General features: G+C 70.2%; 9 protein-coding genes. 7 read left to right on the forward strand and 2 right to left on the reverse strand.

What is annotated here, in order from left to right; translation table 11 throughout:
* The first annotated feature begins 78 nt into the window (after positions 1–78).
* From PGB26_RS06655 to poxB, 7 genes are all read left to right on the forward strand, one after another.
* Entirely contained in the window at positions 79–1,458 is a 1,380-nt protein-coding gene (locus tag PGB26_RS06655; RefSeq protein ID WP_271639548.1) for a flavin monoamine oxidase family protein, read from the forward strand.
* Positions 1,455–2,348, forward strand: coding sequence for a universal stress protein (locus tag PGB26_RS06660; RefSeq protein WP_271639549.1), 894 nt, complete (start codon positions 1,455–1,457; stop codon positions 2,346–2,348). The genes PGB26_RS06655 and PGB26_RS06660 overlap by 4 nt, the downstream gene beginning before the upstream one ends.
* Positions 2,348–3,913, forward strand: coding sequence for an APC family permease (locus tag PGB26_RS06665; RefSeq protein WP_271639550.1), 1,566 nt, complete (start codon positions 2,348–2,350; stop codon positions 3,911–3,913). The genes PGB26_RS06660 and PGB26_RS06665 overlap by 1 nt, the downstream gene beginning before the upstream one ends.
* Before the next feature lie 28 nt (positions 3,914–3,941).
* Entirely contained in the window at positions 3,942–5,411 is a 1,470-nt protein-coding gene (locus tag PGB26_RS06670; RefSeq protein ID WP_271639551.1) for an NAD-dependent succinate-semialdehyde dehydrogenase, read from the forward strand.
* 61 nt (positions 5,412–5,472) lie between these two features.
* Positions 5,473–6,834 (forward strand): NAD-dependent succinate-semialdehyde dehydrogenase, encoded by a 1,362-nt coding sequence (locus PGB26_RS06675; protein WP_271639552.1) that lies wholly within the window; start codon positions 5,473–5,475, stop codon positions 6,832–6,834.
* Between the two features lie 99 nt (positions 6,835–6,933).
* Positions 6,934–7,368 (forward strand): pyridoxamine 5'-phosphate oxidase family protein, encoded by a 435-nt coding sequence (locus tag PGB26_RS06680; protein ID WP_271639554.1) that lies wholly within the window; start codon positions 6,934–6,936, stop codon positions 7,366–7,368.
* 26 nt (positions 7,369–7,394) lie between these two features.
* Positions 7,395–9,119 carry a ubiquinone-dependent pyruvate dehydrogenase gene (poxB, locus tag PGB26_RS06685; protein WP_271639555.1) on the forward strand — a complete coding sequence of 575 codons (1,725 nt, stop codon included), beginning with the start codon at positions 7,395–7,397 and terminating at the stop codon, positions 9,117–9,119.
* Between the two features lie 130 nt (positions 9,120–9,249).
* Here poxB and PGB26_RS06690 read toward each other — a convergent pair whose 3' ends face one another.
* Together PGB26_RS06690 and PGB26_RS06695 are read right to left on the reverse strand one after the other, a co-directional pair.
* Positions 9,250–12,045, reverse strand: a complete 2,796-nt coding sequence (locus PGB26_RS06690; protein ID WP_271639556.1) for a hypothetical protein — start codon at positions 12,043–12,045, stop codon at positions 9,250–9,252.
* Positions 12,045–13,889: an HSP90 family protein gene (locus PGB26_RS06695; RefSeq protein WP_271639557.1), complete on the reverse strand. Its 1,845-nt coding sequence runs from the start codon at positions 13,887–13,889 to the stop codon at positions 12,045–12,047. The genes PGB26_RS06690 and PGB26_RS06695 overlap by 1 nt, the downstream gene beginning before the upstream one ends.
* Positions 13,890–13,930: the final 41 nt, after the last annotated feature.

Raw genomic sequence — 13,930 nt, forward strand, 5'->3', positions numbered from 1 at the left:
GCCGCGACCCTGGTCGGGGGATCAGGGGTCGCGGCCGACACATTCCCGACGAACATTCCGCATCAAAGGAGATCACCCATGGCAGAGCACGAGATTACGCGCGACGTCGTCATCGTCGGCGCGGGAGCCGCCGGTACCACCGCGGCGAACGAGCTGCGCAGGGCCGGCCTGTCGGTGGCCGTGCTCGAGGCGCGGGACCGCGTGGGCGGGCGCCTGTGGACCGACACGATCGAGGGCGCGATGCTCGAGATCGGCGGGCAGTGGGTCTCGCCCGATCAGGATGCCCTGAAGGAGACGATCGTCGAGCTCGGCCTCGAGACCTTCGACCGCTACCGCGAGGGAGACAGCGTCTACGTCGGCCCCGACGGCACGCTGCACCGCTTCACCGGTGAGATGTTCCCCGTCTCTGAAGAGACCGAGGCGACGATCGCGGAGATCAGCGAGCGCCTCGACGCGATGGTCGCCGAGATCGATCCCGACCGTCCGTGGGAGCACCCGAACGCCGCCGAGTGGGACGCGATCACCTGGGATGCCTGGCTGCGCCAGCAGACCGACGACGACGAGGCCGTGCGCAACCTCGCGTTCGCCACCGGATCCGCCATGCTCACCAAGCCGACCCACGCGTTCTCCCTGCTGCAGTCGCTGCTGATGGCCGCCTCGGCCGGCTCGTACTCGAACCTCGTCGATGCCGACTTCATCCTCGACAAGCGGGTCGTGGGCGGCCTCCAGCAGGTTCCGCTGCTGCTCGCCGAGCGGCTCGGCGACGACGTGTTCCTGAACCAGCCGGTGCGCACCCTGGAGTGGTCGGAGGAGGGAGTCGTCGCGCACGCCGACGGCATGATCGTCCGCGCCAGGCACGCGATCCTCGCGCACGCACCCGTGCTGTACGACCGCATCTCGTTCGTGCCACCGCTGCCTCGCCGCCAGCACCAGCTGCACCAGCACCTCTCGATGGGCTTCGTGATCAAGGTGCACGCCGTCTACGACCGCCCGTTCTGGCGCGAGCAGGGCCTCAGCGGCACCGCGTTCAGCCCGTACGAGCTCTCTCACGAGGCGTACGACAACACCAACTACGGCGATGAGCGCGGCACGCTGGTCGGCTTCGTCAGCGACCAGAACGCCGACGACCTGTTCACCCTGAGCGCCGAGGAGCGCAAGGAGCGCATCCTCGAGTCGCTGTCGCACTACTACGGCCCCGAGGCGAAGAACCCGGTGGTGTACTACGAGAGCGACTGGGGCAGCGAGGAGTGGACACGCGGCGCCTACGCCGCGAGTTTCGACATGGGCGGTCTGCACCGCTACGGCGCCGATCTGCGCGCCGCCGTCGGTCCGATCCACTTCGCCTGCAGCGACATGGCGGGCGCCGGCTACCAGCACGTCGACGGCGCGATCCGGATGGGCCGCCTCGCCGCCGCGCAGATCCTCGAGAAGGCCGGCGCCGAGGTCGCCGAGGCATGACCGGGTCGATCGTCGTCGGCTACACGGCGACGGATGCCGGGGCCGACGCCCTCGCTCTCGGGGCGAGGCTGGCGCGCAGCATCGACGCGCACCTCGAACTCGTCATCGTTCTTCCGCCGGAAGGCACCCGCAGCTCGGCGGTGGTCCCGCCGGAGCGTGCCTTCGAGGCGCACGTGCGCGGCCAGGCCGAGGAGTGGCTGCGAGCGGCCGTCGCCCAGGTGCCCGCCGACATCCGCTGCCTCGGACACGTGCGCTTCAACGAGTCCTTCGCCGAGGGCATCATCGCCGCCGGTGAGGAATTCGACGCGCGCCTCATCGTCGTGGGCGCCGGCAACGGCTCCACCCTCGGCCGACACCGGCTCGGTTCGGTGGCATCCGAGCTCGTGCACTCCTCGCCCATCCCCGTCGCCCTGGCACCTGCCGGCTCGCACCGCGACACTGACGCCGGAATGCCGATCCCTCGGGTGACCGCGGCGGTCGGCACCCGCGCCGGCGCCGACGCCCTGCTCGACGCCGCCGTCGAGCTCGCCACTGCAGCCCGCGGCACCCTGCGCCTCGTCTCGCTCGTGCCCTTCGACGTGCCCACCGGCCTCGACACCGGGGCGATCACCCTGGCGCAGGACGCGCACGGAGAGGACGTGCTCGCCCAGGTGCGGGCATCGCTTCCCGAGGGCGTCGCCGTCGAGGTCGAGCGCGCGGCAGGAGACAGCGTCGAAGATGCCGTGGCGCACCTGCGCTGGCATCCGGGAGAGGTCGTCATGGTCGGTTCCAGCCGTCTCGCCCAGCCCCGTCGTCTCTTCCTCGGCTCGACAGCGGCGAAGATGCTGCACGAGCTGCCCGTCCCCATGATCGTCGTCCCGCGCACCCGCGCCGAAGCAGGAGAACGTTGATGTCCAGCACCGATCGGGCGATGGCGCCCGACTCCGGAGTAACGACCGGAATCTCCCGCAAGGGCCTGAGCGTCGGCACCGTCGGCGTTCTCGGCGCCCTCGTGATGGGCATCTCGTGCATCGCCCCGGCCTACACCTACACCGCCGGCATCGGCGGCGCGGTGGGCGCCGTCGGGTTCCAGGTGCCCGCGATCCTGCTGCTCGGATTCATCCCGATGCTCCTCGTCGCCTTCGGATACCGCGAGCTCAACAAAGCCATGCCCGATTCGGGCACGAGCTTCACCTGGGCCACCCGTGCGTTCGGTCCGTACGTCGGATGGATGGCAGGGTGGGGCCTGATCGTCGCGACGATCCTCGTGCTGTCGAATCTCGCCGGCATCGCCGTGGACTTCCTCTTCCTGCTGATCGCGCAGATCTCAGGCAACGAGGAGATCGCGTCGATCACGCGCAACCCGTTCGTGAACGTCGCGGTGTGCCTGATCTTCGTCGCCCTCGCCACGTGGGTGTCGTATCGCGACGTGTCGACCTCGCAGAAGCTGCAGTACGGCCTCGTCGCGTTCCAGGTCGCGATCCTCGTGCTCTTCGCCGCGATGGCGATCGTCGAGACCGTGCAGGGCGGCGCGTTCGAGGCGAACCTGCCCGAGCTCGCGTGGTTCAACCCGTTCGAGATCCAGGGCGGGCTCTCGATGATCGTGATGGGTCTGTCGGCATCCGTCTTCATGTTCTGGGGGTGGGACGTCACCCTCACGATGAACGAGGAGGCGAAGGACCCCGAGCGCACGCCCGGCCGCGCCGCGATGCTCACGGTGGTCTCGATCATCGCCATCTACCTGATGCTCACCATCAGCAGCCTGATGTACTCGGGCATCGGCGACGAGGGCCTGGGCCTGACCAACGAGGACATCGGGGGCAATGTGTTCTTCGCGCTGTCGGGACCGGTGATGGGCGGCCTCGCCTTCCTGCTCTCCCTCGCCGTGCTCACCTCGTCGGCGTCGTCGCTGCAGTCGACGTTCATCTCGCCCGCACGCACCCTGCTCGCGATGGGCCACTACGGCGCGATGCCCAAGAAGTTCGCGCGCGTCAACCCGCGCTTCTTCACCCCGGGATATGCCACGATCGCGTCGGCGTTCGTCGCGGGCGGGTTCTACGCCGTGATGCGCTTCCTCAGCGAGGACGCCCTGTGGGACACGATCCTCGCGCTCGGCATGATGATCTGCTTCTACTACGGCATCACGGCGCTGTCGTGCGTGTGGTACTTCCGCCGCCAGTGGTTCGACTCGGGCAAGGACTTCTTCTTCAAGTTCGCCAGCCCGCTCGTCGGCGGCATCATCCTGCTGGTCCTCTTCGTGATCACCGCGATCGACAGCCTCGCGCCGGACTACGGGTCGATCGCGATCGGCGTCGATGCGAACGGCGAGGGCGGCATCGGCATCGTGTTCTTCATCGGCGTCGGCCTGCTGATCTTCGGCGCGGTGCTGATGCTCGTGCAGCGGATCTTCGCCCCCGCCTTCTTCCGCGGTGAGACGCTGGGTGTGGACGCCCCGCCGAGCGCCCGCCAGCGCTGACCATCCCTCCCACAGAATCGAGACGAACATGACACTCGCATCGAACGAGCAGGAACTCCTCTCCCGCGTCCCCGGCGGCCTCTTCATCGGCGGGCAGTGGACGGATGCCGAAGAGGGGCGCACCTTCGACGTGCGCGACCCCGCGACCAACGAGGTGATCGCCTCGATCGCCGACGCGACGCCGGCCGACGGCATCCGTGCCCTGGACGCGGCCGTCGCCGCCCAGGATGCCTGGGCCGCGACAGCACCGCGCACCCGGAGCGACATCCTGCGTCGCGCCTTCGACCTCGTGCAGCAGCACAAGGAGGACCTGGCGCTGCTGATGACCCTCGAGATGGGCAAGCCGCTCGCCGAGGCGCGCGGCGAGGTGGTCTACGGCGGTGAGTTCCTGCGCTGGTTCAGCGAGGAGGCCGTGCGCATCTCCGGCCGCTACGGCAGCAACCCCGAGGGCACCGGACAGATGATCGTCTCGCAGCGCCCGGTGGGTCCGTCGTTCTTCGTCACGCCGTGGAACTTCCCGTTCGCGATGGCGACCCGCAAGATCGCGCCCGCGCTCGCCGCCGGCTGCACGGTCGTCATCAAGCCCCCGGCGCTGACCCCGCTGACCACCATCTTCTTCACGAAGCTGCTGGAAGAGGCCGGCCTGCCCGCCGGTGTCGTCAACGTCGTGCAGACCTCGCGCTCGGGCGCGCTGTCCGGCCCGATCATCGCCGACCCGCGCCTGCGCAAGCTGTCGTTCACCGGATCCACCGAGGTGGGCCGCAAGCTCATCGCGCAGGCTGCCGACGGCATCCTGCGGGTGTCGATGGAGCTGGGCGGCAACGCGCCGTTCGTCGTCTTCGAGGACGCGGATCTCGATAAGGCGGTCGACGGCGCGATGGCGGCGAAGTTCCGCAACATCGGCCAGGCGTGCACCGCCGCCAACCGCTTCATCGTGCACCAGGACGTCGCCGAGGAGTTCGGCCGCCGGGTCGCCGAGCGTGTGCAGGCGATGAAGGTCGGTCGCGGCACCGAAGACGGCGTGGCCATCGGCCCGCTGATCGACGAGGACGCCGTCGCCAAGGCGGAGGAGCTGGTGGGCGACGCCGTCGATCGCGGCGCCCGCGTGCTGGCCGGCGGCAAGGCGCTGGAGGGCACCGGCACCTTCTACGAGCCCACCGTGCTCACCGAGGTGGTCGCGGGCAGCGCGATCCTGCGCGAGGAGATCTTCGGACCCGTGCTCGCCATCGCGACCTTCGCCGATGAGGCCGAGGCCGTGCGTCTGGCGAACGACACCGAGTACGGCCTGGTGTCGTACGTGTTCACCGAGGATCTCGCCCGCGGGCACCGGATGATCGATGCGCTGGAGACGGGCATGATGGGCTTGAACGTGGGCGTGGTCTCCAACGCCGCGGCTCCCTTCGGCGGCGTGAAGCAGTCCGGCGTCGGCCGTGAGGGCGGCGCCGAGGGCATCCACGAGTACCTGTCGACCAAGTACACACTGATTCCCAACAGCTGACCCGCGTGGTGGGCCCTCGACATCGTCGAGGGCCCACCAGCGCATTACGAGAGGAACCGACATGACCGACTACGCCGTCGTCAATCCGGCCACCGGCGAGACCGTCGCCGGCTACGACACCGCCACCGACGAGCAGATCGAGCAGGCGATCGCCGCCGCGGCCTCGGCCGCGAAGGTGTGGGGCGCGACCGCTCCGGCCGACCGCGCCGCGGTGATCCGCCGCATCGCCGAGCTGCACCGTGAGCGCAAGGACGAGCTGGGCGCGATCATCGTCCGCGAAATGGGCAAGCCGATCGCCGCCGCCGTCGGCGAGGTCGAGTTCGCCGCCGACATCATCGAGTACTACGCCGACAACATCGACGTGATCACGGCCGATCAGCCGCTCGACATCGTCGGCGAGGGGACCGCCGTCGTGCGCCGCGCCCCGCTCGGTGCGCTGCTCGGCATCATGCCGTGGAACTTCCCGGCGTACCAGGTGGCCCGCTTCGCGGCTCCGAACCTGGCGATCGGCAACACGATCATCCTCAAGCACGCTCCGCAGTGCCCGGAGTCGGCTGCGGCGATCGAGGCCATCTATCGCGATGCGGGTCTTCCCGAAGGGGCGTACGTAAACGTGTACGCCACCAATGAGCAGGCGGCGAAGATCATCGCCGACCCGCGCGTGCACGGCGTCTCGGTCACCGGCTCCGAGCGCGCCGGCGCTGCCGTCGCCGAGGTCGCCGGTCGCAACCTCAAGAAGGTCGCGCTCGAGCTGGGAGGGTCTGACCCGTTCATCGTGCTCTCGACCGACGACCTCGACTCCGTCGTGCAGCTCGCCGTCGACGCCCGCCTCGACAACAACGGACAGTCCTGCAACGGCGCGAAGCGCTTCGTGATCGTCGACGAGCTGTACGACGAGTTCACCTCGAAGTTCGTGGCGTCGCTCGCCGCCGTCTCCGCCGAGGACCCGACGCAGGAGGACACGGTGCTCGGCCCGCTGTCGTCCCTCGCGGCCGCGGAGCGTCTGCAGGAGCAGATCGACACGGCGATCGCGCAGGGGGCGACCCTGCTGACCGGCGGCACCCGGGAGGGCGCCTTCTTCGCACCGACGGTGCTCGCCGATGTGACGCCCGAGATGGATGTCTACGGCGAAGAGCTCTTCGGTCCGGCCGCGGTCGTGTACCGCGTCGCCGACGAGGACGCCGCCGTCGAGCTCGCCAATGACACGACCTTCGGTCTCGGCTCGTACGTGTTCACGACCGATCCCGAGCAGGCGGATCGAGTCGCGAACCGCATCGAGGCCGGCATGGTCTACGTGAACATCGCGCTCGCCGACAGCCCCGAGCTGCCCTTCGGCGGTGTGAAGCGCAGCGGCACCTCGCGCGAGCTCGGGCTGCTCGCGGCCGACGAGTTCGTCAACAAGAAGCTCATCCGCACGGCCTGAGCGTCCCCTGCACTCCTTCCGACGCGGTACGGGCAGCATTCGCCCGTACCGCGTCGCCGTCTTCAGGGATACTCTCGAAACAGGCGGAAGGAGCGCGTCATGAGCACCGAGGATCCGGTCATCCGGCTGAGCGAAGAGGAATGCTGGCAGCGGCTCAGAGGCGCCGAGCTGGGTCGTCTGGTGACCCGGGTCGGCGACGTGATCGACATCTTCCCGATCAACTTCGTCACCGACGGCACCTCGATCGTCTTCCGCACCGCCGAGGGCAGCAAGCTCGTCGAGCTGACCGTCAACGACGAGGTGCTCTTCGAGGTCGACGATCACACGGATGCTGACGCCTGGAGCGTCGTCGTGCGAGGCAGCGCGCACACGCTGGACACCCTGGATGAGCGCGAAGCGGCCGACCGGCTCGGGCTGAAGCCGTGGGTGCCTACCCTCAAGTACATCTACGTGCGCATCCGGCCGATGTCGGTGAGCGGACGCGCCTTCTCGCGCACGGGAGAGCCGGAGCGCTACGGCGTCGCCGAGTACTGATCCGCGGGCGGGCGTAGGGTCGAGGCATGACGACCGTCGCTGAGAACATGGTCCGCACGCTTCGCGCCAACGGCATCGACCGGGTCTACGGCATCCCGGGCGACTCGCTCAACGGCTTCACCGACGCGCTCCGCAAGGACGGCGCCATCCGCTGGGTGCATGTGAGACACGAGGAGTCTGCGGCGTTCGCCGCGGCTGCCGATGCCGCGCTCACAGGTGACCTCGCCGTGGTCGCCGGATCCTGCGGCCCGGGCAACCTGCACCTCATCAACGGACTCTACGACGCGAACCGGTCTCGGGTGCCCGTGCTCGCGATCGCCGCCCACATCCCCACGGTCGAGATCGGCACGGGGTACTTCCAGGAGACCCACCCGCAGGAGCTGTTCCGTGAGTCGAGCGTGTACGTGGAGTACGTCGCCGACCCGACGCAGATGCCGCGCCTGATGGAGATCGCGATGCGCGCGGCGATCGAGCAGCGCGGCGTGGCGGTGCTGGTGATCCCGGGAGACGTCGCCCTCGCCGAGATCGCCGACGACCGCGCCGTCGTCATCCCGCGCACGAATCCCGTGATCACCCCGAGCCCGGCAGAGCTCGAGCAGGCGGCCACGCTGCTCAACGGCACGCGGAAGGTGACCATCCTTGCCGGAGCCGGAGTCGAGGGTGCGCACGACGAGGTCGTCGCGCTGGCAGACCGGCTCGCCGCGCCGATCGTGCACGCGCTGCGGGGCAAGGAGCACATCGAGTACGACAATCCGTTCGACGTCGGGATGACCGGCCTGCTCGGCTTCGCGTCCGGGTTCCGTGCGATGGAGGCGGCCGACGTCCTCCTCGTGCTCGGGTCGGACTTTCCGTACACGCAGTTCTACCCCGAGCGCGCGACGACGATCCAGGTCGACATCCGCGGCTCGCAGCTCGGGCGCAGGCATCCGCTCGATCTCGGCCTCGTCGGCGATGTGAAGGCCACCGTCGGTGCGCTGCTGCCGCGGCTGGCCGAGAAGAGCGATCGCTCGCACCTCGACGACGCCGTCGCGCACTACCGCAAGACGCGGGCGAAGCTGGATGAGCTGGCCGTGCCGGCTCGCGGCAAGGCGCCGATCCACCCGCAGTACCTCGCCCGGCTGATCGATGAGGCTGCGGCGTCGGATGCCATCTTCACGGCGGATGTCGGCTCGCCGACGGTCTGGGCGGCGCGCTACTTCTCGATGACGGAGCGTCGGCGGCTGATCGGCTCGTTCACCCACGGCTCGATGGCGAACGCGATCATGCACGCGATCGGTGCGCAGACCGCGAGGCCCGATCAGCAGGTGATCGCCCTCGCCGGAGACGGGGGACTCGCGATGATGCTCGGCGAGCTGATCACGATCGCCCAGAACCGGCTGCCCGTGAAGGTGGTCGTGGTGAACAACTCGTCACTGAACTTCGTCGAGCTCGAGATGAAGGCAGCCGGGTTCGTCACCTACGGCACCGACCTGGACAACCCCGACTTCGCGGCGGTCGCGTCGGCGCTGGGCATCTTCGCGCGCCGGGTCGAGCGGTCGGAGGATCTGCTGGATGCGGTGGCCGAGGTGCTCGCACACGACGGGCCGGCCCTGCTGGACGTGGTCACCGAGCGGCAGGAGCTTTCGATGCCGCCGTCGGTCAGCGCCGAGCAGGTGAAGGGCTTCGCCCTGTACGCGATCCGGACAGTCATGTCGGGACGTGGCGATGAGCTGCTCGACCTCGCCAAGGCCAACTGGCGTCAGCTGTTCTGAGCCGCTCCGCCGTCTGGCGCACCTTGTCGTTCGCTGCGGGGCGTCGGCTGTGCGCCTGGTCGGCTGTCCTTCCTGCCCGGTCCGCCTGTACGCCCGGATGCCGGATGCCGGTAGCCGGATGCCCCGCGACCTACTCGTCCAGCAGCGCGCGCACCTGCGCGGCGTCTCCGGTGCGGCCGAGCTTCTCGAGCACGTCGCCGAGCTCGAGGGCGGCGACCTGACGCATCGGAGGCATGTCCGAGGCACGGTCGAGCACGCTGCGGTAGAGCGGCACGGCGTCGTCGAGGCGATCAGCCTCGGCGAGCGTGCGGGCGGCGAGCAGCTCCGAACCGCCGGCTGATGCGGGATCCCCTACAGCGGCGAAGCCGTCGGCCGCGGTCAGCAGCGCAGCGATCGCCTCGTCGATGCGGTCGAACTCGAGCAGCGCGCGCCCGCGCGAGTCGGTGACGTCGGCGATCAGCCAGTCCGCCTCGTGCTCGACCGCCAGGGCCCGCACCTCGTCGAACAGCGCGAACGCCCGCTCGTCCCGAGCACCGCCGTACGACTGCCCGAGGTTGTGCAGCACTTCGACGATCGCACCGATCGCGTCGGTGGGACGCACCAGCTCGGCCGCCTGCTCGAGAAGCTCGCGGGCGTCGGAGTGCTCGCCGAAGCGCGCGAGGATCTTGGCCTGCTCGGTGAGCACGAGCGCCTGCTCGGCGGGCTCCTCGGCCTCGGCGTGCAGCTCGGCCGCGTACCCGTACGCGCCCATCGCCTGGCCGTACTCCTCCGCGGCGGCGAGGGCGCGGCCCAGCACGCCCGCGGTCATCGCGCGCGACGCCGCGGACGCTCCGCTGCTCTCCTCGCGCTGCAGCACATCGCCGAGCAGCTCGGCGGCCTCGGCGGCGAGACCGGCCCCGAGCATCGCCCGCCCGAGGCGGAACTCGGCACCGCTGACGTCGGCGCCGCGCCCGCTCATCAGACGGATCACCGCACGGTAGCGCGGCATGGCCCGATCGGGGTGCCCGGCGTCATCCCACAGCGCGCCGGCGAGCATCTGCGCCTCCGCCAAGGCGGAGGCCGCTCCCAGGGTGGTGAGGATGCCGGCCGCGGCGTCCGCGTCGGCGGCGCCCTCCTCGAGCCGCCCGGCACCGCCGTGCAGTCGCGCCCGCACCTCGAGCAGGCGCGCGCGCTGCCCGGGGTTCAGATCGTCATCGGCCAGCAGCGACTGCAGCAGCTCGTCCGCCTGCTCGATCTCGCCCTGACCCACGAACGCCATCGCGCGCAGCATCCGGCTCGCCGCGACCAGACGCCCGTCCCCGGCTTCGGCGAAGCAGACGGCGGCGTGCTCGGTGAGCTCGACGGCACCGTCGGGGTCGTCGCCTCTCAACCGCAGCGCCGCCAGCGTCAGCGCGACGTCGCCGCGCGACCAGGAGGGCAGCCGTCCGGCATCCGCCCACTCCTGCTCGAGGCCGGCGTGGTCGCCGACCTCGGTGCGTCCGTACAGCGCGAGCCCGCGGCGTCCCTCCAACTCGGCCTGCTCAGAGTGCCCGGCTTCCCGCAGCGTCGCCGCACGCAGCGGCATCAGCGCCTCGGCCGCGTCCCACTCCGCCAGCGACACGTGCGCGCCGATCCGCAGCCCGAGCAGGCGCGCCCGCTGCTCGGCGTCCACGAGCTCGCCGACGCGATCGGCAGCGGCCAGCGCATCGCGCTCCGAGCCGTACGCGGCCAGCGCCAGCGCTCGTTCGTACCATCCCTCGGCATCCTGCGGTTCGGGCGACGGCGTCTCGACCGCGAACACGTCCGACCGGATCGGCACGTCCCAGCGTGCATCCGCCAGCATTCGCATCCGGGCACGGCGCTGCGCGTGCCAGTCCGAGCCGTCCCGCGCGTCGAACTCGGCGCCGATGCGGTCGGCGGCCGCGCCGGCGGCGCGCGCCAGGGCGGATGCCGTCCACGCACCCTCTCGCGCGCCGAAGAACGGCTCGAGCGCGGCGGCCTCGGCCGCGCGCACGGTCGTCGTGCCATGACCGACCGCCGTCACGCAGTCGAGGGCCAATGCGATCGCCGACAGCATCGCGAAATGACCGTCGACGTTCAGCTGGTCGTGAGCGAGCCAGGGCAGGTGCCGTTCGACCAGCGACAGGGCGCGCGCCTCGTTGCCCGTGACCGCGGCGAACACGATGTGGTTCGCGACGATGCCGAGGTTGTCGGGATTGTCCTTCGCGAGCCGGTAGCTGCGCAGATGCGCCGCCCTGGCCTCGTCGAGACGGCCGGTGCGCAGATACGGCAGCAGCACGCGCGACAGGGCGTGCTCGGGCTCCTCGCCGCACGAGAAGCCGCCCTCGATCATCTCCTCGACCAAGCGGATCGCCTGCTCGTCGCGATCGGTGGCGGCGAAGAACCCGGCGTTCTGGCTGCGTCCGCACGCATCGCAGTGGCTGTAGTCGTCCCGCGGAGTCGTCTCGAGCAGGCCGCGCAGTCGTTCGGCGTCTTCGATCCGGCCCGACGCCCAGGCATCCTCGAAGCGGGCGGTCAGCACCCCGCTCATGCCGATCCCGGCGCGACGGTAGTGCGCCTCCATATCGTCGAGCACGGCGGCGATCTGCTCGCTCGAGAAGGCCGGTGAGGCGCGCAGCGTGGCGGCCATCCACTTGAACTGCCACATCAGGTCGGCGGCGCCGTTGTCGATGTCGAGTGGGAACCGCTGCGGATCGTCGTCATGGTGCGCGAGGCACCACGCGAACGAGTTCAGCATCACGTCGGTCAGGCCGCCCATGTTCGCCGAGGCCGTCTGGCGCATGCGCGCCTGGTACTCGAGCTGCTCGTCGCCGATCTCCTGTGCGAGGGCCACGGCCTCGGCGATGAGGGCCTGCTCGTGCCTGCCCCAGGGTGTGCTGTCGATCTCGTCGAGCAGCTGCTGGAATCGCGTCGTCGGGTCGGTCATCAGGGCTCCTCGGTGAGAGGACCCGGCAGGTCGAGTCCGTCGAAGGGGAAGTCGTCGCGCACCCCGGCCGACAGCGCGACGAGGTCGGTCAGCGCCGTGGTCATCAAGGCTCGATCCGCGTCGGACAGCGGGTGGTGACCGGCGAGCAGCGCCTGGATGTACAGCAGCTGCACCGTGCGCACGAACACCGCGTCGTCGTCGACCCCGACGAGGGTGCGCACCACCCGATTCGACCAGTTCAGGCACAGCCGCGCGCGCATGTCGTCGTCGCTCGCACCGCCGACCGTGTCGTCGACCCTCGACAGCACGCCGCCCCACAGTCCGCCGGCGATGCCCTTCGTGCGGCCGCGATCGATCGCGCGCAGCACGCGCGGATCGGCGACGTACAGTCCGGTGAGGTCTGCGCGGTCGATCGCGCGCACGGTCACCGCGCATCCCGATCCGGCGAGCACCGCTCCCGCTCGCGCCTCCAGCGTGATCGCCGCCTCCCGGTCGTCGAGCGGGGGCGGATCGAGTCGCTCGAGCTCACCTGTGACGTCGATCTGCTCGACCGTGACATCGGGGAACAGCGTGGGCAGGTCGGCGATGAGATCAGCGTCGTACAGATAGCCGCCGTTGACCAGCACCTCGGATGCCGGGATGATGCCCGCCACCTGGCGGAACTCGTCCACCGTGCGCGCATAGCGGATGTGGCGGTGCCGCTCGACGAGATCGCCGATGCGAACGCTGCCGTGGGCGGTCTCGACGGTCAGCCAGCGCGTGATGAAGCGGGCGAGCTCCTCGTCATGGCGCACGAGCGACTTCAGACCGAGCTCATGAACCGCGACGAACTGGGTGAGCAGGTGCGGGGCGGTGAGCCCCAGCTCGAGCACCCAGCGGCGGATGCCCGCACCCAGCTGCTCGCGGACGAGCTCGAGGGCGGCATCCTCGACCAGCGACTCGCGGCTGGCCGTGGGGGAGAGACCTGTCGAGTCGACGACGGCGCGCACGAAGAACGCCCAGTCGGGCAGAACCTCCGCAGAGCGCTCGGCGAGCAGCATCCGGCCGAGATAGGTGCGCGTCGCCTGGCGCAGATTGGGCGGCGGTGCGAACGGGAGCACGTAGGCGAGGCCGCGGGTGCCGGTGGCAGGCTCCGAGATCTCGATGACGTCCATCGGGGTCGCGCCGATCAGGTCGCGACCGTAGGCGAGAGCCTCGTCCGCGTCACCCTCGCCGAGGAACGGCGCGGGGCGGGTCACGTCGACATCGCCACCCGGCATCCCGATCGTGACCCGCACCGGCAGGAACTCGCCGAAGTCCCGCGCGAGCTGCGCGACCGCGGCGGGGCGCAGCAGATCGGCGTGCTCGAATCGCGGGGTCAGGTGCACGCTGGTGCCGATCGGCACCTCCTCTTCGAGTTCGACGACCTGGAACGTGCCGTCGGAGCTGCCCGTCCACTCCACGCCCGCGCCGCCGCGCGCACTGCGTGAGCGGATCACGATGCGATCCGAGACCATGAAGCAGCTCAGCAGCCCGATGCCGAACTGCCCGAGATAGTCGCTGCGGGGCATGTCGAAGATGTCGCGCTTGGAGCTGCGGCCCACGGTCGCGAGCAGATCGGCGACCTCGGTCGCGGTCAGGCCCACCCCGTCGTCACGCAGCACGAACTCGCCTCCGTCGTCGGCGAGCGGCGTGATCCGGATGCCGGTGCCGCCGCCGTCCACCTCGGAGCGGGCGGCGATGGCATCCCGCGCGTTCTGCAGCAGCTCGCGCAGGTACACGCGCGGGCCGGAGTAGATGTGCCGGCTCAGCAGATCGACGACTCCGCGAAGATCCACCTGGAACTGCTGCACATCCGCGCCCACTGCGCCCCTCTCGTCGCCTGCCTGCACCGGTCGGGACCGGC

The sequence above is a fragment of the Microbacterium sp. nov. GSS16 genome, from assembly GCF_028198145.1.
GTDB lineage: Bacteria > Actinomycetota > Actinomycetes > Actinomycetales > Microbacteriaceae > Microbacterium.